At 67.0% G+C, this 21595-nt stretch carries 22 protein-coding genes; 20 read left to right on the top strand and 2 right to left on the bottom strand.

Going from position 1 to position 21595, the window contains the following annotated elements:
- Positions 1-29 precede the first annotated feature (29 nt).
- From QQK83_RS06060 to QQK83_RS05985, 16 genes are all read left to right on the top strand, one after another.
- Positions 30-875 carry an alpha/beta fold hydrolase gene (locus QQK83_RS06060; RefSeq protein ID WP_284262605.1) on the top strand — a complete coding sequence of 282 codons (846 nt, stop codon included), beginning with the start codon at positions 30-32 and terminating at the stop codon, positions 873-875.
- Positions 876-1003: 128 nt separating this feature from the next.
- Complete coding sequence (locus tag QQK83_RS06055; protein WP_284262603.1) at positions 1004-1927, top strand: SphA family protein; 924 nt, start codon at positions 1004-1006, stop codon at positions 1925-1927.
- A 55-nt stretch (positions 1928-1982) separates the two neighbouring features.
- Positions 1983-3275, top strand: a complete 1293-nt coding sequence (locus tag QQK83_RS06050) for an ABC transporter substrate-binding protein (protein WP_284262601.1) — start codon at positions 1983-1985, stop codon at positions 3273-3275.
- Positions 3276-3346: 71 nt separating this feature from the next.
- Positions 3347-4126: an ABC transporter ATP-binding protein gene (locus QQK83_RS06045; protein WP_284262599.1), complete on the top strand. Its 780-nt coding sequence runs from the start codon at positions 3347-3349 to the stop codon at positions 4124-4126.
- Entirely contained in the window at positions 4123-4848 is a 726-nt protein-coding gene (locus tag QQK83_RS06040) for an ABC transporter ATP-binding protein (RefSeq protein WP_284262597.1), read from the top strand. The genes QQK83_RS06045 and QQK83_RS06040 overlap by 4 nt, the downstream gene beginning before the upstream one ends.
- Complete coding sequence (locus tag QQK83_RS06035; RefSeq protein WP_284262595.1) at positions 4841-5797, top strand: branched-chain amino acid ABC transporter permease; 957 nt, start codon at positions 4841-4843, stop codon at positions 5795-5797. The genes QQK83_RS06040 and QQK83_RS06035 overlap by 8 nt, the downstream gene beginning before the upstream one ends.
- A complete protein-coding gene (locus QQK83_RS06030) occupies positions 5794-6801 on the top strand; it encodes a branched-chain amino acid ABC transporter permease (RefSeq protein ID WP_284262593.1) in 1008 nt (335 codons plus the stop codon). Before QQK83_RS06035 ends, QQK83_RS06030 begins: the two co-directional genes overlap by 4 nt.
- A gap of 175 nt (positions 6802-6976) precedes the next feature.
- On the top strand, positions 6977-8008 hold the full coding sequence (locus tag QQK83_RS06025; protein ID WP_284262591.1) for an AraC family transcriptional regulator: 1032 nt from the start codon (positions 6977-6979) through the stop codon (positions 8006-8008).
- 78 nt (positions 8009-8086) lie between these two features.
- Positions 8087-8839 (top strand): type 1 glutamine amidotransferase domain-containing protein, encoded by a 753-nt coding sequence (locus tag QQK83_RS06020; RefSeq protein ID WP_284262589.1) that lies wholly within the window; start codon positions 8087-8089, stop codon positions 8837-8839.
- Positions 8840-8945: 106 nt separating this feature from the next.
- Positions 8946-9329, top strand: coding sequence for a hypothetical protein (locus QQK83_RS06015; RefSeq protein WP_284262587.1), 384 nt, complete (start codon positions 8946-8948; stop codon positions 9327-9329).
- Between the two features lie 112 nt (positions 9330-9441).
- Positions 9442-10449, top strand: coding sequence for an SDR family oxidoreductase (locus tag QQK83_RS06010; RefSeq protein ID WP_284262585.1), 1008 nt, complete (start codon positions 9442-9444; stop codon positions 10447-10449).
- Positions 10446-11054: a glutathione S-transferase family protein gene (locus QQK83_RS06005; RefSeq protein ID WP_284262583.1), complete on the top strand. Its 609-nt coding sequence runs from the start codon at positions 10446-10448 to the stop codon at positions 11052-11054. The genes QQK83_RS06010 and QQK83_RS06005 overlap by 4 nt, the downstream gene beginning before the upstream one ends.
- A 195-nt stretch (positions 11055-11249) precedes the next feature.
- Positions 11250-12035 carry a crotonase/enoyl-CoA hydratase family protein gene (locus QQK83_RS06000; protein ID WP_284262582.1) on the top strand — a complete coding sequence of 262 codons (786 nt, stop codon included), beginning with the start codon at positions 11250-11252 and terminating at the stop codon, positions 12033-12035.
- An 83-nt stretch (positions 12036-12118) separates the two neighbouring features.
- Positions 12119-13156 (top strand): TRAP transporter substrate-binding protein, encoded by a 1038-nt coding sequence (locus QQK83_RS05995; RefSeq protein WP_284262580.1) that lies wholly within the window; start codon positions 12119-12121, stop codon positions 13154-13156.
- 91 nt (positions 13157-13247) lie between these two features.
- On the top strand, positions 13248-13760 hold the full coding sequence (locus QQK83_RS05990; protein WP_284262578.1) for a TRAP transporter small permease: 513 nt from the start codon (positions 13248-13250) through the stop codon (positions 13758-13760).
- Between the two features lie 8 nt (positions 13761-13768).
- On the top strand, positions 13769-15097 hold the full coding sequence (locus QQK83_RS05985) for a TRAP transporter large permease (RefSeq protein ID WP_284262576.1): 1329 nt from the start codon (positions 13769-13771) through the stop codon (positions 15095-15097).
- Between the two features lie 118 nt (positions 15098-15215).
- On the opposite strand, the gene QQK83_RS05980 is transcribed toward QQK83_RS05985, so the two are convergent.
- A complete protein-coding gene (locus tag QQK83_RS05980) occupies positions 15216-15689 on the bottom strand; it encodes a MarR family winged helix-turn-helix transcriptional regulator (RefSeq protein ID WP_284262573.1) in 474 nt (157 codons plus the stop codon).
- Between the two features lie 389 nt (positions 15690-16078).
- On the opposite strand from QQK83_RS05980, the gene QQK83_RS05975 reads away from it, so the two are divergent.
- The 3 genes from QQK83_RS05975 (at position 16079) to QQK83_RS05965 (ending at position 19327) form a co-directional block, all read left to right on the top strand.
- Entirely contained in the window at positions 16079-17863 is a 1785-nt protein-coding gene (locus QQK83_RS05975) for a feruloyl-CoA synthase (protein ID WP_284262571.1), read from the top strand.
- A 70-nt stretch (positions 17864-17933) separates the two neighbouring features.
- A complete protein-coding gene (locus QQK83_RS05970) occupies positions 17934-18824 on the top strand; it encodes an amidohydrolase family protein (RefSeq protein WP_284262569.1) in 891 nt (296 codons plus the stop codon).
- Between the two features lie 59 nt (positions 18825-18883).
- A complete protein-coding gene (locus tag QQK83_RS05965; RefSeq protein ID WP_284262566.1) occupies positions 18884-19327 on the top strand; it encodes a nuclear transport factor 2 family protein in 444 nt (147 codons plus the stop codon).
- Positions 19328-19424: 97 nt separating this feature from the next.
- Here QQK83_RS05965 and pcaQ read toward each other — a convergent pair whose 3' ends face one another.
- The gene (gene pcaQ / locus QQK83_RS05960; RefSeq protein WP_284262563.1) at positions 19425-20339 is read right to left on the bottom strand and encodes a pca operon transcription factor PcaQ; all 915 of its coding nucleotides are present in this window, start codon (positions 20337-20339) and stop codon (positions 19425-19427) included.
- 95 nt (positions 20340-20434) lie between these two features.
- Here pcaQ and pobA point away from each other — a divergent pair.
- Positions 20435-21595: 4-hydroxybenzoate 3-monooxygenase (gene pobA, locus QQK83_RS05955; RefSeq protein WP_284262561.1), on the top strand; the 1161-nt coding region annotated here is incomplete at its 3' end.

Raw genomic sequence — 21595 nt, 5'->3', positions numbered from 1 at the left:
CGCCAGCCCGCAAGAGGAGCACACGCAAGATGACAGCAACACTGGTCACCGACGATGGTGTCACACTCCGCTACCGCGACAGCGGCGGCCCCGGCCCGGTTTTCCTGCTGTCCTCGGGCGTCGGGCAATCGCTGGAATTCTGGGACCGCCAGGTCGAGGCGCTGGCAGGTGAGGCGCGCCTGATCGCGTGGGATTACCCGTCGCACGGGCTGTCGTCCGTCGATCCGGCCCCGCTGACGGTCGAGCGGCTGGCCCGGCTCGCGCTCGAGCTTCTGGACAGGCTCGGGGTGTCTTCCGCCATCCTTGTCGGCAATTCCCTTGGCGGTGCCGTGTCGCTCAAGGTGCAATCCATGGCGCCCGCACGGGTGCGCGGCCTCGTGCTGGCCGCGCCCGCCTTCACCGGCCCCAAGGTCTTTGCGGCGTTCAAGCTGTTTGCCTTGCCGGTGGTCGGCAGGCTCTTGACCAAGCCAAGCGACAAGGGCGTCGAGATGCAGGTCGCGGGCGTCTTCCATCCCGGCCACCGCCCGGACGATGCACTGCTGGCCGTGATCCGGCGCAATGTCTTCAAGCCCGGCGCGCAGGAGCCGTTCCTCACCTTCATGCGCAGCACCTTGTCGCTGGCGGGCGTGCGGCGCCCGGTTTTCGCAGAGATGCACAGGCTGTATCGCGCCTGCGCCTGCCCGATCCTCTTCGTGCATGGCCGCCAGGACAAGATCATTCCCTTCGAACAGTCGCAGGCCTGCGCCGATCTCGCGCCCGACGCGCGGGTGATGATCTTCGAGGACTGCGGTCATGCCCCGCAGCTCGAGCGCCCCGAGAAATTCAACGCGCTGCTGCGCGACTTTGCGGCCGGCCTGGCAGACGCGGGGCAATGACGCCCTGCGGCTGCGCAGAGCTGACCATGCGAACCGAAACCGAATGCGCCGCATCAAAAGGTGCGGTGGCAGGCCAAGTCTGTCGATCCAAGGCAGATCGAAGACCCAGGAACGAGAAGGGACACGTGATGAAAACGACGAAATGGCTTTCGGCTGCCGCCGGCCTCTGCGCCGGATTGCTGACCGCAAGCAGCGCGCTTGCGCATGAACCGGGCACGCCGAACGTGATGCCCTCGGGTGCCACGATGGGGGTGCCCGTGGGCGCGAATTTTCCGGTGGAGGGGCTGTATTTCTCCAGCCGCACGGCACTTGTCCGCGGCAATTCCTTTGATGCCGAGGGCAACCAGGGACCGGTCGGGCTGGATATCAATGTCACGGCGGCGCAGATCCACTGGACACCCGGTTGGGAGCTCTTGGGCGGAACCTATCGCGCCATGGCCATTTTGGCCTACCAGGACCTGGACCTGACCCTCAATGGCACGAGCATCGGCGACAACACGTCCCTGTCCGACCTGACGATCAGCCCGCTGAATGTTCACTGGATGTTGCAGCCGGGCGTTTTCGCAAGCGCCGGGATCAGCTTCAGCCTTCCGGTCGGCGACTTCTCGACGGCGCAGGGCGCGGTCAACGGCGGCCGCGGTGCGCCTGCGGTCGGGGTGGATTTCGGCTACTCCTACCTGCGTGACGGCTGGAACCTGTCTGCGCATGTGAATTACTTCCACCACTTCGAAAACCCCGAAACCAATTACCAGTCCGGCGATCAGATCTTGCTGAACTGGACCGCGATGCGCGCGATTGGCGAGTCCGGCTGGAGCGCGGGCCTCGTCGGATACGAACGCCGCCAGATCACCGACGACCGCAACAACGGCACGTTCTACAGAGGCGCCACGGCTGAACGCGCCCGGGAGTCCGGCATTGGCCTTGCCGTTGCGCGCCGCTTTGGCCCGATCGAGGTCTATGCCGATTACACGAGGAGCATCGCCGGCCGCAACACCATCGCGGCCGACCAACTCCGTCTGAACGTCACGTTCCCTCTCGGGGGCGGCAGCTAAGGGAAAACCGGTTCGGGCCATCATGGTCCGGACCCTTTCGAGGAGGAGAGAAAGAATGTCTGGACCAAAGTTGAACCGCCGCCAGTTCACGGCGCTGGCCGGAGCCGCGGCCCTGTCGCCAGCCTTGTCGACCCGGGTCTCTGCCGATGCCCATGCCGACACGATCCGCATCGGCTGGGTCGGCCCGCGCTCGGGGCCGCTGGGCATCTTCGGCGAGGCCGATCCCTGGCTGAGCGAAGTGTTGAAGGCCAACCATGCCGATGGCGTCACCATCGGTGGCCGGACCTACGGGATCGAGGTGATCCTCGTCGACACCCAGTCCGACCCGGTCCGCGCCAGCCAGGAGACCCGCGACCTCATCAACGGGCAGGCCCCCGACATCGTAATCGCCTCCTCCACCCCCGAGACCACCAACCCCGTCGCAGATGCCTGCGAGGCGGCCGGCGTGCCGTCGATCACCTCGATCGCGCCATGGGAGTCGTTCTTCTTCGGGCGCGGTGGACGGCCCGGCGAACGGTCCTTCAACTGGACGTTCCATTTCAGCTTCGGTGCAGGCGATTTCGCCCCGCTCTACGAAGATGGCTGGGGCAAGATCGAGACGAACCGCAGGGTCGGCATGCTCGTGCCCAACGATGCCGATGGCAACGCGATCCGGGCGGGGCTGTTCCCGGCCCTCGAGGCGCGCGGCTTCGAGATTTTCGACGCGGGTCCCTATGAAAACATGTCGTCGGATTTCTCGAACCAGATCAACTATTTCAAACAGAATGGCGTCGATATCGTCAACGCCTTCCCCTTCCCGCCGGACTTTCCCGTCTTCTGGCGCCAGGCCGCGCAGCTTGGCCTCGCGCAGGAGGTGAAGATCATGCAGATGGCCAAGGCGGGGCTCTTCGCCGCCGAGATGGAGGCGCTCGGCCCCTTGGGCTACGGGCTGTGCACCGGGGCCTATTGGCACCGCGATTTCCCGACCCGCTCTCCCGCGACGGGGTTGACCAGCGCCCAGCTCGCCACGGGCTTCGAAGAGGCGATCGGCAAGCAATGGACGCAGCAGGCCGGGGCGCAGGCCGCGGTTCTCGACGTGACGATGGCCGCGCTGGTGGCATCGGGCAACCCCAAGGACAAGGGGGCGGTCGCCGGCGCCCTGGGCAGCCTGACGGCCGAAACCGCGGTGGGAACGGTCGATTTCGCAAACGGGCCCATGCCCGGCATCGCCACCACGCCGCTGGTCAATTGCCAATGGGTGCGCGCCGAGGACGGTCCCTACGAGTTCGACCTGAGGATCACGGCCAATGCCCTTGCGCCGAACGTGCCGATTTCGGCTGAGCTGCAGCCCTACCGGATCGGCGGCTGACCGCAGACATGCGAACGGGGCGTCTTTCCCGGCGTCCCGTTCCGCCCCTTCGCAAGGATGACGACCGGCACATGACCCAGCACCCCTCTCCCGGCACGGGCGACCTGCACAACGACGCCCCGCCCCGCGCGGTTGTCCTGTCGGCCGACAGGCTCGTGAAGCGGTTCGGCAGCCTCCGGGCGCTCGACACGGTCAGCTTCCACGTGCGCGACGGCGAGGCCGTCGGCGTCGTCGGCCCGAACGGCGCAGGCAAGACCACGCTGTTCGCCGCGCTCGCCGGGACCTTTCCCGTCAACGAGGGGCGCATTTCCTTTGGCGGACAGGCCATCACGCATGCCAGCGCCGAGACGCGCAACGCGCTCGGGCTTGCGCGCACCTACCAGGTGCCGCGTCCGTTCCTGGGCATGACGGTCTTCGAAAACGTGCTCGTCGCCGCGCAGGCGGGCGGCGGCGCCGGTCAAGCCGAGGCCCGCGACCTGGCGGCGGACGTGCTGGCGCGCACGGGCCTGATGCCGCTGGCCAACGTGCCGGCCGCGGCGACGGGGCTGCTTGACCGCAAGCGGCTCGAGGTGGCGCGCGCCATCGCAACGCGGCCCAGGGTCATCTTGCTGGACGAGATCGGCGGCGGACTGACCGAGGCCGAGCTCGTGAAGCTCATCGCGCTGATCGACAGCCTCAAGGCCGCCGGTCTCACGATCGTCTGGATCGAGCACATCCTCCACGCGCTGCTGAAGGTGGTGACCCGCCTTGTCTGCATGGCCGAGGGCCGCGTCCTTGCCGAGGGCGACCCGCAAGAGGTGATGAAGGACCCCTCCGTCCGCCGCGCCTACCTGGGGAGCGATCCCGAATGAGCCTTCTGAGCGTAACCGACCTGACCTGCCGCCACGGCCTCCTGACGGCGGTGCGCGGCATCGGCTTCACGCTGGAGCGCGGCGAGACCCTGTGCATCATCGGCGCCAACGGGGCCGGCAAGACAACGCTGATGCGCACGCTGGCCGGCGCACATGTCCCGGCCGGGGGACGCATTGCCCTTGCAGGCCGGGATATCACCGCCGAGCGCGCCTTCGAGAGGGTGCGCAGTGGCATTTCCATGTCGCCCGAGGGGCGCAGGCTCTTTGCCGACATGACCGTCGCCGAGAACCTGCGCGTGGCCGCCGAGAACGGCCGCGCAGGCGGCTGGGACATGGACCGGGTGCTGGGCGCATTCCCGCAACTGCAGCCGCTTCTGGATGTGCCGGCGGGCCGTCTTTCGGGCGGGCAACGCCAGGCCGTCGCCATCGGGCGGGCCCTGCTGAGCAATCCCGACGTGATCCTTCTCGACGAAGTCTCGCTGGGCCTGTCGCCCGCCGCCATCGAGGGGCTTTACCAGTCGCTCTCCGCGATCCGGGAGAGCGGCGAGATGGGCATCGTGCTTGTCGAGCAGGATCTCACCCGCGCGCTCGGCTTCGCGGACAGGGTCCTGTGCATGGCCGAGGGCCGGTCCGAATTGCAGGGTCCGCCCGCCGACTTCACACGGGCCCAGATCACCGCCGCGTATTTCGGCATCCATGACGACGAGGCGCGCCATGCTTGACACATTCTTTCAGGCCCTCGTCCAGGGCACGCTCCTGGGCGGCTATTACGCGATCATCGCGGTCGGCCTGTCGCTGATGGTCGGCGTGGTCCGCTTCATCAACCTCGCCCACGGCGACCTCGCCGTTCTGGGCGCGCTTCTGACGCTTGCGCTGATCCAGGGTGCGGGCCTTCCGGTGCTCGCCGCGATCATGGTGATGCTGCCGCTGATGGCGGCGCTTGGCTGGTTCATGCACCAGACGCTGTTCGAACGCGCGATGCGGGGCGGTTTCCTGTTGCCGATCCTGGTGACCATCGGCCTCGGGGCCGCGCTGCAGAACGGGATGTTCGGCATCTGGGGATCGAACACGCGGTCGCTTGGGGCGGACATCGGCACGCTCTCATGGGCGGGCTGGAGCCTTCCGGGGGGCATCATCGTCGGGCAATTGCCCGTCATCATCTTCGTGACGGCCGTGCTGGTCATCGGCGCGCTGCACCTGGTGTTGAAAAAGACCCGGCTCGGGCGCGCGATACGGGCCACCGCCGCCGATCCCGAGGCGGCCGAGATGTGCGGCGTCGATGCGCGCCGGGCACATCGGGCGGCGGCGGCCATCGCGGTGGCCCTCGCGGCGCTGGCCGGGGTGTTCCTTGCGATGCGCGGGCAGGTCACGCCCTATTCCGGCCCGGCCCAGCTGATCTTCGCCTTCGAGGCGGTGGTGATCGGCGGGATCGGGTCGATCTGGGGCACCCTGATCGGCGGGATCATCCTCGGGGTCAGCCAGGCCCTCGGCGGCCTGATCTCGAACCAGGCGTCGCTCCTGACCGGGCACCTGGTCTTCGTGGCGGCGCTGATCTGGCGCCTGGGGCGCAGCTGGGCGGCGGATCATGGCGGCTGGCGCGCCTCGGTCCGGGCCGCGCTTGCCGCGCGCGGACTGCGCCGCAACGCCCGCCGGACAGGAGATCTGCCATGAGCCACACCCATGTCCTCGCCGCGGTGTCGCGGCTCGACAAGGTTTTGATCGGCCTTGGTGCAGCGCTCGCGGGACTGTTGCTGGCGCTGCCCCTGTTCGGATCGCCCCTCATCGTGGACAAGCTGACGCTGCTGATGATCTACATCATCCTCGCCGTGTCGTGGAACCTGCTGGCGGGGTTTGCCGGCCTGGTGTCGGTGGGCCAGCAGGCCTTCATCGGGCTGGCGGGCTATTTCGTGCTGCGGCTGGCCGAGGCCGGCATGGCGCCCTTCCCGGCCCTGATCGCGGGCGCTGTCGTGGTGCTGCTGGTCGCCTGGCCCCTGTCGTGGTTCGTGCTGCGCCTCAAGGCGGCCGAGTTCGCCGTGGCGATGTGGGTTCTGGCCGAGGCGATAAGGTCGGTCATCATGTTCGATCCGTTGGTGCAGGGTGAAACCGGCCGCTCGCTGGTGACCCTGAACGCCATCGACGCCGATCTGCGCCGCACCGCGATCTACCTCATGGCAGTGGCATCCGCGATCCTCGTGCTCGCGGTCAGCTACAGGCTGCTGCGCGGCCGACTGGGCGGGGAAAGCCAGGCGATCCGCGACGACGAGGAAGCCGCCGGATCGGTCGGGGTCAGCACGATGCGGGTCAAGCGCACGATCTTCCTGATCTCCGCGCTCGGCTGCGCCATCGCCGGGACGCTCTGGCTTGCCTCGGCGATCACGTACCAGCCGCGTGCGGCCTTCGGGATCAACTGGTCCGTCTTCATGCTGTTCATGGTGCTGGTGGGCGGGCTTGGCAGTTTCCTCGGTCCGGTGCTCGGCGCGCTGCTGCTTTTCGCGCTGCAAGAGGCCTTCGGCGATTTCGGTGCCTGGTACCTGACGGGGATCGGCTGCGTGGCGATGCTCTTCGCGCTCTATGCGCCGCGCGGGATCATCGGGTTGATCACCGACCGGCTCGGGCGCGAGCCCTTGTCGATGCGCAAGGAGCTTGACGTGCGAAGCGAGCGACGGGGCCGTTGAGCCCCGCAAGACCCGACCTTGGCGCCGACCGGATGGATCAGCCCTCGGCCCCGGCTGGTGAGGGGCGTTTCGATCACGGGCGACATGCTGTCGGCGCAGAGGGCAAGTGATTTGGCGCAAAAGGCATTTGGCCGAACGTGTTGCGCACGATATTCACGCGGGACCGGAGGGACCCATGCGGCAAGCGCCAGATCAGCCGACAGTGCATGTGGGAAAGGTCTGGCGATTGTTGCTGGCCGATCTCGGCCTGAGCCGGGTCGCGGTCCTGCGCCGTGCGGGTTTGCCCGGCGGCCTCCTGGACGGGGATGGCTCGCGCATCTCGCTGGACGAGTTCTACGCGCTCTGGGAGAGCTTCGATGCAGAGGCGCAGTCCCCGACGCTTCCCCTGCGCCTCGGGCAAGTCGAGGCGAGCGAGTATTTCGACCCCGCCGTCTTCGCCGCGATCTGCGCGCCCGACATGACCGTGGCGGGGCAGCGGCTGGGGGAGTTCAAGCGCCTTGTCGGCGCCTTCAGCCTCGATGTCGATGTGCACCCCGATGCCACGCGGTTCACCTATCGCTGCAAGTCCCGCCCCGACATGCCGGTGGTGATGGCCGCGACCGAGCTTGTCTTCCTCGTCAACCTCCTGCGGCGCGCGACGCGCCATCGTGTCGTGCCCCGTTCCGTCTGCCTGCCGGGTCCGGTGCAGGACCAAGCGGCGTTCGAGGACTGGTTCGGCTGCCCGGTCGCGCAGGGCGACAGCGCCTCCTTCACCCTTGATCCGATGGACGCCCTGCGCCCCTTCCTGACGCAGGACGACCGGATGTGGCACGCCTTCGAGCCCGGCCTGCGGCGCCGGATGGAGGAAGCCCGCGACGCCCTGAGCATGCGGGCCCGGATCGAGAACGCCCTACTGGAATTGCTGCCCAGCGGGCGGACCCAGATCGACGACGTCGCCCGCGAGCTTGCCGTCAGCCGCCGGTCGCTGCAACGGCGGTTGTCCGAGGAAGGGACAACCTGGCTGGACGTGCTGAATTCCGCGCGCATGCGGCTGGCGCAGCATTACCTGAAGACCACCAAGCTGAACGCGGCGGAGGTCAGCTTCCTGCTCGGTTTCGAGGATCCGAACTCCTTCTTCCGGGCGTTTCGGCGCTGGACCGACGCCACGCCCGAGGCCTGGCGCGAGGCGCAGCGCACGCGGGCCCAGGCTGGCGCATACCGCAAGTGATCTGGCACGCGCGGCGAGTGACGCGGCAGAGCGGAGTGCCCAGTTTGAGATCAGCGAAACCGATCTCAGCGAGGGACCATGACCGCATCTTCCGTCATCCGCCGCCATGCCGGGCCCGACGTCACCGGCAAGAAGGTTCTCTACATCGTCTCGAACCCCGCCACGCTGTTGGGGTTTCCGGTCGGGTTCTTCGCCGAAGAGATGACCGGCCCGTTCTTCGACCTCGTGCAGGCGGGTTGCACCGTCGATATCGCGTCCCCCAAGGGCGGCAAGGTCGAATTCGACGGCTTCTCGGACCCGGAAAACGCGGCGACGCAATACCCCGACGACCTGATCACGCTGGGCTTCAAGCACCATGCGCGTTTCGGCAGGCTCATGGAGAACACCCCCTCCATCGCCGAGGTCGATATCGACGCCTATGACGCGGTCTGCGTTGCGGGCGGCGGCGGCCCGCTGGTCACCTTCAAGGACGACACCGCGCTCCACCGGTTGATCGCCGGGTTCCACGAAGCCGGAAAGATCGTCGGCATGATCTGCCACGGCACCTGCCTGATGCTGTGGGTCAGGTTGAGCGACGGGACGCTGCTCGCCGATGGCAAGACATGGACGGGCTATCCCGACAGCGAGGAGGAGATGATGAACGCGGCCCTCGGCACCACGGTCAACGCCTACACGATCGAGACGGAGGCGCGGAAGAACCCCAACACGACCTTCGAGGCCGCTGCCCCGCTCGCGCCCTTCGCCATCCGCGACGGTCGGATCATCACAGGCCAGCAACAGCACAGCACGCGGTTGTTTTCCGATTTGCTGATCGAAGCCCTCGCCGAGTGAGGCAGGACGGCCGCACCTCTCCCCGTGACCGCAGCGGCGCGACCGGGGGGGCGAAGCGCTCGCCGACCTCGGTCACCCTGAAACCCGAACCTGAGGCCCGACCGACATGAAGAAGCTCCTGCTCTCTGCGTCACTCATCAACCTGGCCGTTGCGGTCGTGCACATCGTCATCGGCGAGATGGCAGTCGTGGCGCCCCTTTTGGCGTCGGATGCGCCGGACCTGGTGCAGGCCACCTTGCACGCGGCCTGGCACATGATTTCCGTCGTCCTGCTCTTGTCCTCATTCGCCCTGTTCCGGGCCAGCCGAGAGGATGGGGTCGACCCCGATGCCGGTGCATTGCCGACATATATCGGCGTTCAGTACATCGCCCTGGCACTGGTCTTCGTGGTCGCAAGCGTCGTGTATGGCCAGGCCTTCATCCAGATCCTGATGCTCCTTCCTATCGGCATCCTGGCGTTCCGGGCCGGAAGATTGGCCCGCAAGCCGTGAACAGCGGTCAGCACGATTTCGGCAAACCGGCGGTTTCGGACCGGCTTGAAGCGGCACCGTTCGGACAGTCCGCCGGTGCGCCATCATCATCCTGATCAAAGGGGACACCCAAATGACCAAGGTCTTCGTCACCGGTGCCTCCGGTTTCATCGCCAAGCACATCCTGCGGGAGTTGCTCGAACAGGGATACGAGGTGCGCGCCTCGGTCCGGTCCGACAGGCGCAAGGAAGAGGTGCAGGCCCTCTTCCGCCATGCGGCGCTGGAATTCGCCATGCTCGACCTGACCCGCGATGACGGCTGGCAGGAGGCGCTACAGGGCTGCGATGTTCTCATCCACACCGCCTCCCCCTTTCCCTTGACGGAACCCAAGGATCCGCGGGACCTGATCCGACCCGCCGTCGACGGCACGGTGCGGGCGATGCGCGCGGCAACGGCCACCGGGATCGGCCGCGTGATCCTGACCTCGTCCTGCGCGGCGATCTACAAGCAGGCGGACAAGCCGCCGATGCAGCCCTCGGACGAGGCCAACTGGACAACGCCCGACGCCCCTTCGGTCGGGGCCTACGAGGCATCCAAGACGCTGGCGGAAAAGGCGGCCTGGGATTACGTGGCCGAGCACCCCGGGATCGCGCTGACCACCATCAACCCCGGCGCCGTCTTCGGCCCGCCGATGGACGGGCGCTTCGGCGCGTCGCTGGAACTGGTCGAACAGCTGATGACCGGCAAGTTGCCGATGGCGCCGCCCATGGACATGGTCGCCGTCGACGTGCGCGACGTGGCGCGGATGCATGTCGCGGCCATCGAGCTGGCGGCCACCAGGGGCGAGCGCTTCGCCGCCGCGAGCGGGACGCACGGCATTCTGGAACTGGGCGAGATGCTCAAGGCGTGGGACGCCAGTCTCAAGACGCCGGGGCGCGAGGCGCCGGTCTGGCTCTTGCGCCTCATGGGTGTGTTCTCCAAGGACGCGAGGGGCGTTCTGGGAAATGTCGGGCGCACCCTCGCCGTTTCGGGCGCCAAGGCGGAACGGGTGTTCGGCCTCGAGTTCATCCCTGTGAGGGATGCCCTGATCGCCTCGGCCGAGGCGGTCAAAACCTACAAGCTGAAAGTGAAGACCGAATGATCACCGCGTATCTCTGGGGCACGCCAAACGGCTACAAGCTCGCCATCGCACTCGAGGAAATGGGCCTCGACCACGCAATCACATGGGTGAACATCGGCAAAGGCGAACAGCATGCGCCGGAGTTCCTCGCCATCTCCCCCAACGGCAAGATCCCCGCGATCATGGATCACGAGACGGGCATCAGCCTGATGGAGTCGGGCGCGATCCTGCAATACCTCGCCGAGAAGACCGGCCGGTTCGGCGGCGACACCCCGCAGGAGCGGTGGGCGGTCACCCAATGGCTGCACTGGCAGATGGGCGGGCTCGGCCCGATGATGGGCCAGGCCAACCACTTTCGCGGCCTTGCGGAGAAAATCCCCTATGCCGAGACCCGCTACCGGGACGAGACCGCGCGCCTGTTCGGGGTTCTCGACCGGCAGCTCGAGGGGCGCGATTACATCGCCGGGGCCTATTCCATCGCCGACATGGCCGCCGTCGCATGGGCCGGCATGGCCCCGATGATGGAGGATGACCGGCTGACGTCCTGCAGCAACGTCATGGCCTGGATCGCGCGCAACCTCGCGCGCCCCGCAACCGCCCGCGCCATCGCGCTTTCGCCGGGGTGAGGCGACCCGTTCGGCGGCTTTCCGGTCGCAGACGATGCCGACCGGGCGCGATAACCCCATCGCCGGACCATGCCACCAATGCCCCGTCACCCTGTCGGCATCCCGCGACAGTGTCCCCGTGACGCACAAAACGCTATGTCGCAAAACAGTTTATGTTTATAACGAGGTGGGAATCGGAAGCGACGGGGGGCTGACATGCTTGAAAACACGGCACGTGCAGGCAAGGTCACGCGGACCGAAATCGACGGCGATATCGCAACCGTGGTCTTCAACCGTCCCGAGAAGCGCAACGCGATGAACGACGCGTTGATCGCCGAGCTCGACGCCTTTTTCAGCAGCCCGCCCGAAGGCGTGAACGCGGTGATCCTGCGCGGCGAGGGTGGCCATTTCTGCGCGGGCCTCGACCTGGCCGAGCATGAACACCGCGATCCGGTCGCGGGTGTCTACCATTCGCGCAACTGGCATCGGGTCGCCGACCAGATCGAATTCGGCGGCCTGCCCGTGATCTCGGTGCTGACGGGCGCGGTGATCGGCGGCGGGCTGGAAATCGCCTCCTGCACCCATGTGCGCATCGCCGAGCCCTCGGCCCGCTTCCAGCTGCCCGAAGGGCGGCGCGGCATCTTCGTCGGGGGCGGCGCGACGGTGCGGGTCGGCCGACTGATCGGGGCGGACCGGATGCGCGAGATGATGCTGACGGGCCGCAACTACGGCGCGGAGGATGCGCTGCGCCTCGGGCTTGCGCATTACAGCGTCGGCGACGGCGAGGGGATGGCGCTGGCCAAGACACTCGCGCGGCAGGTCGCGGACAACGCGCCGTTCTCGAACTACCTCATGATAAACTCGATTTCGCGCATCAACGACATGTCGCGCTCGGATGGCCTGTTCACCGAAAGTCTTGCGGCCGCAATGAGCCAGACATCGGATGGCGCGCGCGAGGGCATGCGCGCCTTTCTCGAAAAAAGGGAGCCCCGGTTCAGATGAACCACCGGCCGCGTGATGGCAGTTGACCTGCTGCACGCAAATCGGATCATTCGCACGATCATGGGAAAAAGGGAGGACAAACCATGAAAAGAAGAGACTTCATCAAGACCTCTGCCGGTGCGGCCGCGATCATGGCGGCGCCGGCGATCTTGCGCGCGCAAGACACGATCACGCTGCGCCTGCACCAGTTCCTGCCGCCGCAGGCCCCGGTGCCCGCGTTGATCCTCAAGCCCTGGGCCGAACGCGTCGAGGCGGCGACCGACGGGCGCATCCGGATCGAGCATTTCGACGCGATGTCGCTGGGCGGCCGCCCGCCCGAGCTGTACGATCAGGCCCGTGACGGCGTGGTCGACATGTCGATGACCGTTGTCGGCTACACCCCCGGCCGCTTCCCGCGGACCGAGGTGTTCGAGCTGCCCTTCATGATGACCAACCCTGTCGCCACTGCGCGCGCCTATTGGGACATGGTCGAAACGGACTTCCAGGGCAACGAGTATTCCGACGTGAAGGTGCTCGGCGCATGGGTCCATGGCCCCGGCGTCATCCATTCGCAGAACGGCGTCAACACGCTCGAGGACATGCAGGGCCTGACGCTGCGCGGCCCCACGCGGATCATCAACGACCTGCTCGGCGAATTGGGCGCGGAGCCCGTCGGCATGCCCCTGCCCGCCATCCCCGAAGCGATTTCGCGCGGCGTGGTGCAGGCCACGGTGATCCCGTGGGAGGTGACGACCGCGATCCGCCTGTCCGAACTGGTCAGCAACCACACCGAGTTCTCGGGCAACGAGGCGCTCTACACCGCGGCCATCGTGCTGGTGATGAACAAGCCCCGCTACGAGGGGCTGCCCGAAGACCTGCGGGCGATCCTCGACGAGCAATCCGGCGCGGCGCTGTCGGGCTTCGCCTCTCAGGTGATGTGGGACATGGACGCGCCCGCGCGCGAGATCGCGGTGAACGCGGGCAACACGATCACCACGCTGGACCAGGCCGAGGTCGAGCGCTGGAAGGCCGCCTCTCAGCCGGTGATCGACCGCTGGGTCTCGGAGATGGGCGACCAGGGCATCGACGGTGCCGCGCTGATCGAGCGCGCGCGGTCGCTGATCGCCCAGCACGGCGGCTGAGACAGCCCCGCCTGCTTCGCATGACGGGGGCGCCACCGTTCCGGCGCCCCCGGCTTTCCAACGCGACACCCTTCAACCGAGAGGGACGCTCATGTACGGGCTGCTGAACCGGATCGCCCATGGCATTGCGACGCTGCTGGCGCTTGCGGGCGGCGGCGTGCTGTTGTGCCTGGTCGTGCTGACCTGCGTGTCGATCATCGGGCGCGTCTTCGTGCCGCTCGACATCGGGATCGGTCCGATCCGCGGCATCTACGACATGACCGAAATCGCCATGGCCGCCGCGATCTTCGCCTTTCTGCCCTGGGCCCACCTGACCGAGGCGAATGCCCGCGTCGACCTGCTGGAAGGGGCGATGCCGGGCTGGGCCAACAAGGGGCTCGACCTGCTGTTCGACATCGCCATGCTGGCCGTCGCCGTGGTCGGGACATGGCGGCTGTATCTGGGCATGCTGGACAAGATGTCTTTCGGCGAGGTGACGCTGATCGCACAGATCCCCGTCTGGCAGGGCTATGCCGCAGCCCTGGCCGGGGGCGTCGGCTTCGTCATCATCTCCGTCTTCTGCGTCCTGCGTGCCCTGCGCCGCGTCGCCGGGATCGCGGGCTAGGACATATCATGACAAACATCGAACTTGCCCTGTGGTCCTTCCCGCTTCTGCTGGCCTTCGTGTTCCTGCGCATGCCCATCGCTCTGGCGATGATCGGCATCGGCGCCGGCGGCACATGGCTGGTGATCGGCACCCCGATGATGACGCTCAACCAGCTCAAGACGCTGACCTACGGCACCTTTTCCAACTACTCCTTCTCGATCATCCCGCTGTTCCTGCTGATGGGGCAGTTCGCCACGCTGTCGGGCATGTCGCGGGCGCTGTTCGGCGCGGCCGAGACCTTTCTGGGCCACCGCAAGGGCGGTGTCGCCATGGCAGCCGTCGGAGCTTGCGCGGGCTTCGGGGCGATCTGCGGCTCGTCGCTGGCGACGGCCTCGACCATGGGCCAGGTCGCCCTGCCCGAGTTGCGCCGCTACGGCTATCCGGGGTCGCTGTCGACCGGCGCGCTTGCGGCGGGCGGCACGCTCGGCATCCTGATCCCGCCCAGCGTGATCCTCGTGATCTACGCGATCCTCGCCGAGCAGAACATCGAGAAGCTTTTCGTCGCCGCCCTCATCCCCGGCATCCTCGCGGCCATCGGCTACATGGTCGTGATCGCCATCTGGGTGCGCGTCGCCCCCAACAGCGCCGTCGTGAAGGACCGGGTTCCATGGGGCGAGCGCATCCGCGCCCTTGGCAAGGTGTGGCCGGTCGTCACGATCTTCGTCGTGGTCGTGGGCGGGATCTACGCGGGCATCTTCACCCCCACCGAGGCCGCGGCCGTCGGGGCGGCCGGAACCGGCATCGCGGCGCTGGCCACGGGCGAGATGACCTGGGGCAAGCTGCGGCAGGCCATCCTGTCCACCGCCGCGGCCTCAGGCATGATCTTCCTGATCATCCTCGGCGCGGGGATCTACAACAACTTCCTGTCGCTCACGCAACTGCCGCAGATCGCGTCGGACTGGGTGGGCAACCAGGGCTTCACGCCGTGGATCATCCTGACCCTCGTGTTGTTGATGTATCTCGTCTTCGGCTGCGTCATGGACAGCCTGTCCATGGTGCTGCTGACGGTTCCGATCGTCTTTCCGATCATGTCGGTGCTCGATTTCGGGATGAGCCCGGCCGATTTCGGCATCTGGTTCGGCATTCTCGTGCTGATCGTGGTCGAGGTCGGACTGATCACGCCGCCGGTGGGGATGAACCTGTTCATCATCAACTCGATGGCAAGGGACACGCCCATCGTGCAGACCTACAAGGGTGCCCTGCCCTTCGTGGTGACCGATATCGTCCGGGTGATCTTCCTTGCGGCTTTCCCCGCCGTCACGCTCTGGCTGGTCTGGGTGATCGACGCGCTGTAGCGCATGTCGCGCCACAAGGGGCGCCGGTCCGGATGCCCGTTGTTGCGCGACGCCGTTGCAGCGCGCCAGCGACTGCGCCCGAGCGCGGGGATCGCCCGGCCTCGCCGGGCTGTGGCGGTCACTCGCCGATCCGGCGGATCTTCTTGAGCAGGGCGACGAGAGTTTCGACCTCGTCGCTCGACAGGCTTGCCAGCAGGCTCGCCTCATGCGCGCGCACGGTCTCCAGCGCCTCGAGATAGGCGGCCTTGCCCGCCGCAGAGGGCATCAGCGCCTGCACCCGCCGGTCACCGGGCACAGGTTTGCGCATCACGAAGCCGCGGGCTTCAAGCTCGTCGGCGATGGCGACCAGCCCCGAACGCTCGATCCCCAGCCTGCGGGCGAGGTCGCTTTGCGTGATGCCCGGCGTGTGCACGATCAGCGACAACGCCGAGAACACCCGCGGCGCAAGGCCATCCTCGCCGAGGGCGCGGCGAAAATCGGCATCCACGATGACATAGGCCCGCTTGAGGTTGTAGCCGACGAAATCCTCGAGGTCGGCATGCTCATCGGGCGGCAGGATGCCGGGTGACGGTGTCGCGGTCGCGCGTGCCATGCGGCCTCTCCTTCATGGACGGAACAGTCCCTTCAGTCTATATTGTTAACCGTTGAAACAATCAATCCGCTCGCCGCGTCCAAGGGGACCAAGCCCGGAAGCGGCCCCGAAGAGCGATCCGAAACCCCCGTGGTTGCTAACCAACAAAACAGTTCACCTTTTGAACATAATTGGATATGGTGACATGCGAAAGCATGCAGCACGAGGGAGGGACGCGTGCAGTATCGGACCGGGCTGGGTGCCATCGTGCCCCAAGGCGCAAAGGTATCGGGGGCGCGAGCGGCGGTGGCAACATCCGCGCTCCGGCCACACCAATTGGCCGACGGCGGCAACCATCCAGCGTTCCGGCGCACAGCGCCCGGCACCGCTCCAACCGGGGGCCAGGGCAAATGACACCCACCAGCCTCGGCCGGGCCGATTTCTGGCAGCCCGAATTCACCTATGACCACCGGGACGACGGCACCATCCTGATGTCGCAGGTGGGTGCCCTGCCCGCCTTTCTTCCCACGCTGGCCGATTACCTCGACAGATGGGCCGATGCCGCGCCCGAGCGGACATGGATCGCGCGGCGGCGCAACGGCGGCGACTGGCAGCGCATCAGCTACGCCGAGGCCCGCACCAAGGCGAGGGCGATCGGCGGCGCGCTGCTGGCGATGGGGCTGGGGCCGGACAGGCCGCTCCTGATCCTGTCCGAAAACAGCCTCGAACATGCGCTCCTGGGGGCCGCGTGTTTCTACACCGGTATCCCCTATGCGCCGCTCTCCCCGGCCTATTCGCTGGTGTCCAAGGACCACGGCAAGCTCAAGGACATCGCGGCGACCCTGCACCCCGGCGCATTGTTCGCCGAGGATGGCGCGGCGTTCGCCGCCGCCTTCGCCTCCATCGCCGCACCGGGGCGCGCGGTGATCACCTGCAACGGGCCGCCCGAAGGCGCACTGTCCTTCGACGACCTGCTGGGCGGTGACCCGGCGCTCGCGGATCGCGCCCGCGCGGGGCTGACCGGCGAGACGGTGGTGAAATACCTGCTGACCTCGGGCTCCACCGGCGCGCCCAAGGCGGTCATCAACACCAACGCCATGATCTGCGCCATGCAGGCCATGGTGCGCGACTGCTACCGGTTCCTCGAGCAAGCGCCGCCCGTGGTGCTGGACTGGGCCCCGTGGAACCACACCGCGGCGGGCAACAAGGTGTCGTATCTCGTGCTGACCAACGGCGGCACCTATTACATCGACGACGGCCGCCCGGTGCCCGGCAAGTTCGAAGAAACCCTGCGCAACCTGCGCGAGGTGCAATGCACCTGGTATTTCAACGTGCCCGTCGGCTGGGACATGCTGGTCGAGGCGCTGGAGGCCGACGCCACGCTGGCGCAGACCTTCTTCGGCAACCTGGGCATGATGTTCTACGCCGGTGCGGGCATGGCGCAGCACACATGGGACGCGCTGCGCCGCCTGTCGGTCAGGACCACGGGCCGCGAGGTGCTGCTGGCCACGGGCCTCGGCGCGACCGAAACGGCACCCTTCGCGCTCGCCTGCACCGAGGTGCAGGACAAGGCGGGCAACGTGGGCGTCCCGTCGCGCGGGCTGACGATGAAACTGGTGCCCACCGGCGGCAAGATGGAGCTGCGCCTGAAGGGGCCGACGATCACGCCCGGCTATTTCGGTGACCCGGCCAGGACCGCCGAGGCCTTCGATGAAGAGGGGTTCTATTGCATGGGCGACGCGCTGCGCCCGGCCGATCCGGAGGATTTCTCGAAAGGGTTCTTCTTCGACGGGCGGGTGGCCGAGAATTTCAAGCTGAACACCGGAACATGGGTCGCGGTGGGCGCGGTGCGCGCGGCGCTGGTCGATGCGATGGGCGGGCTTGTGCGCGACGCGGTGATCGTGGGCGAGAACGAGGCGCAGCTGGGCGCGCTGTTGCTCTTGTCGGACCGGGCGCAGGCCATGCCCGAGGCCGAGCGGCAGGCCGCCCTGACCCAGGCGCTGACGCAGGCGGCAAAAGCCGCGACCGGATCGGCCAGCCGGGTCCGTCGCGCAGCCATCCTGCCCCGCGCGCCCAGTTTCGAGCTGGGCGAGATCACCGAGAAAGGCTCGCTCAACCAGCGCGCCATGCGCGCAGGCAACCAGGAGCTGATCACAGCGCTTTACGCGGGCGGGCCGGGCATCATCACGGTCTGACGGATCACGACGCACACCACCCGGTCTTCGACCTGCAAGACGGGCACCGCAACCAACGAGGGACCACAGGATGGTAGACTTTTCCAAGATCAAGGCGATCGATTTCCACACCCATGCCGAGGAACCCTGCAACGCCTGTCGTGACGACGGCTACAACGAGTTCCAGGCCGGCATGGCCGCCTATTTCCGCAACCCCGCAGGCGTCGACGGCATGTTGCCGACCGTCCCCCAGACCGCCGCCTATTACCGCGAGCGCAACATCGCCGCGGTGATCTTTCCCGTGGATGGCGAGCGCGAGACCGGCTTTCGCCGCTACTCCAACGAGGAGGTCGCCCAGCTTTGTGCCGAGAATGACGACATCCTGATCCCCTTCGCCTCGATCGACCCCCACAAGGGCCGCGCGGGCGCGCGCGAGGCGCGGCGGCTGGTCCGCGAGTTCGGCGTGAAGGGTTTCAAGTTCCACCCCACCATGCAGGGCTTCTACCCCAACGACCGCGAGGCCTGCTACGTCCTGCTCGAGGCCATCGCCGAGGAAGGCGCCATCGCGCTGTTTCACACCGGCCAGACCGGCGTCGGCTCGGGGATGCGCGGCGGCATGGGGATGCGGCTGAAATATTCCAACCCGATGCATCTCGACGACGTGGCCGTCGATTTCCCCGACCTCCGGATCGTCATGGCCCACCCCTCTTTCCCATGGACCGAGGAGGGGCTGTCGGTCGCGCTGCACAAACCCAACGTCTATTACGACATGTCGGGATGGTCGCCGAAATACTTCCCCGAGATCTTCATCCGCTACGCCAATTCGATGCTGAAGAAAAAGATGCTCTTCGGCTCGGACTGGCCCGCGATCACGCCCGACCGCTGGCTCGCCGATTTCGAGGCCGCCCCCTTCAAGGACGAGGTGCGCCCGCTGATCCTCAAGGAAAACGCCATGCGCCTGCTGGGCGTGACGGCGCAGTAGCGGCCCCTGCCCCGCCGGATCGGCCCGGCGCAACCGACCCCAACCCCGGAGCACCCGTCATGAAGACCACCCTCGCCTCCCTCGCGGTCACCGCGATCTGTCTTGCGCCCGGCGCGGCCAGCGCCGATGCGCAGACCCGCGATTTCGTGGTGAACGCGGTGACCGAGCTTTTCATCGAGCGCGACCTGACCGCCATCGACCGCTACTGGGCCGAGGATTACGCCCAGCGAAATCCCATGTTCCCCTCGGGCCGCGATGTCATCCGGGGGCTTTTCGCCAACCTGCCTGCCGAGTTCACCTATGAAATCGGCATGGTCATCGCCGAGGGCGACCTGGTCGCCATCCATGCCCGCTACAGCGGGATCGGCCCGACGCCCCTGATCGTCGTGGACATCTTCCGCGTCGAGGACGGGCTGATCGTGGAACACTGGGATGTCATGCAGGAGGAGGTGCTGGAGACCGCCTCGGGTCTGCCGATGTTCGACCCCATGCCGATGGAGTGACCCCCGAGGTCCGCGCGGTGGCATATGCACCCGGAACCGCGCCCCGCACCCCAAGCGAGCCACCCGGACGGCCGGACGATTTCGGCGTCGTCCGGCGTCACACCGCCCTGCGCAGCTTCGCGGCCCTGCCCAGGGCGATGCCGAAGGCGCGGCTGGCCGGTGTGGGGACCTCGTCGGCAAGGCTCATCACGCCGACGGCCCCCATCGTCGGCCCGGTATCGATGTCCAGTTGAACCAAGCGGTTCTCGGCAATGTCCCGGTCAACGACACCGCGGCTGATCACCCAGACCGTTCCGGGATCGGCGAGCGTCAGGGCACGTCCGACCGCGGCCGAGGCGGTTTCGATCCGGTTCCGGAACAGCGGCACACCCTGCGCGATCAGCATCCGCGCCACGAGCGGGCGGATGGCGGAGTCGGAGGGCGGGTAGAGAACGCGGAACGCGTCGATGTCCTCGAAGCTGCGAACCGTCGCCGCCGGGCTGCCGGGGGCGGCGACCACGACCACTTCCTCGGTGTAGAGCTGCCGGAACACAAGGCCCTGCATGGTCTCGGGGCGTCCGAGCCGCCCCACCACGAGATCGAGCCGACCGGCCCTGAGCCGAGAGGTCAGGTCATGATGCGGACCTTCGTGGATTTCCAGAAGCGTATCGGGGTTCTGCGCGGCAAATGCGCTCGCCGCGCCGGGCAACAGGCTGGAGGCGACACTCGGCAGGACCCCGACCTTCAGATGGGCCGCCGCCGCCCCGCCCGAGCGCACGCTGCGCAGTCCATGCCGCAGCGCGGCCGTGCATTGCTCGGCGAACTGCAGGAAGACCTCGCCCTCCTGGGTGAGCTTCGCACCCGCGCGATCCCGCTCCATCAGGGAGGCGCCGACGATCTCTTCGAGCTCCTTGAGCGTCTTCGAGATCGAGGGCTGTGACAGGTGCAACGCGTCGGCGGCCTGTTTCAGGCTGCCCGCCCGCGCGATTGCGCTGAAGGCATCGAGATGCCGGAACTTGATGCGACGATCCATTGCTTTCTCGATTTGGAAAGTGTCTTCGCATTTTTCTCATTTTTGTTGCTCTTTTCAATATGGGATCATGCGTGGACCGTTTCGAAGAGGATCACATGAAAACCCAGGTCGTAATCATCGGCGGCGGACCGTCCGGCCTTCTTCTGTCGCAACTGCTGGCGACGCGCGGGATCGACAGCATCGTGCTGGAACGCAAGACCAAGGATTACGTGCTTGGTCGCATCCGCGCCGGCGTTCTCGAACAGGGTCTCGTGCGGTTGCTGGAAGAGGCCGGGTGCGCCGACCGCCTGCACGCCGAGGGTTACGTTCACGACGGCACGCTCATCTCCTATGGCGACGAGATGTTCCGCATCGACTTCACCGAACACACCGGCACACCGGTCATCGTCTACGGCCAGACCGAGGTGACCCGCGACCTCTACGCCGCGCGCGAGGCCGGGGACGGCAAGATCGAGTTCGAAGTCGAGGATGTCGTCATCCATGACGCCGACACCGAGGCCCCCTTCGTCACCTACACGCGCGAGGGCGAACCGCGCCGCATCGACTGCGACTTCGTCGCCGGATGCGACGGCTTCCACGGTGTCAGCCGGCAGACCATCCCGCGGGACGTGCGGCGGGAATACGAAAAGGTCTATCCCTTCGGCTGGCTGGGCATCCTGAGCGAAACGCCGCCCGTCAACCACGAGCTGATCTATGCCAATTCCGAGCGCGGCTTCGCCCTGTGTTCGATGCGCAACGCGACGCTCAGCCGCTACTACATCCAGTGCTCGCTCAGCGACAAACCCGAGGACTGGACCGATGACGCCTTCTGGCAGGAGCTCAAGCGCCGCATCCCGGCCGACCAGGCCGAGACGCTGGTGACGGGGCCGTCCATCGAGAAATCCATCGCGCCGCTGCGGTCCTTCGTCACCGAACCGATGCGCTGGGGCCGGCTGTTCCTGTGTGGCGACGCCGCGCATATCGTGCCGCCGACCGGTGCCAAGGGTCTCAACACGGCCGCCTCGGATGTCCACTACCTCTACACCGGGTTGCGCGACTACTACGAGACCGGCGCAACCGACGGCATCGACAGCTATTCCGAGAAGGCCCTCAAGCGGGTCTGGAAAACCGAGCGGTTCAGCTGGTGGTTCTCGTCGATGATGCACCGCTATCCCGACCAGAGCGCCTTCGACATCAAGATGCAGCTCGCCGATCTGGAGTTCCTGCGGTCCAATAAGGCCGCCCAGAAAGCCATGGCCGAGAACTACGTCGGCCAT

It is taken from the genome of Roseicyclus amphidinii, assembly GCF_030163755.1.
Taxonomy (GTDB): Bacteria; Pseudomonadota; Alphaproteobacteria; order Rhodobacterales; family Rhodobacteraceae; genus Roseicyclus; species Roseicyclus amphidinii.
Note: the sequence above shows the minus strand (reverse complement) of the source record. Positions and strands in the feature narration are given on the sequence as shown.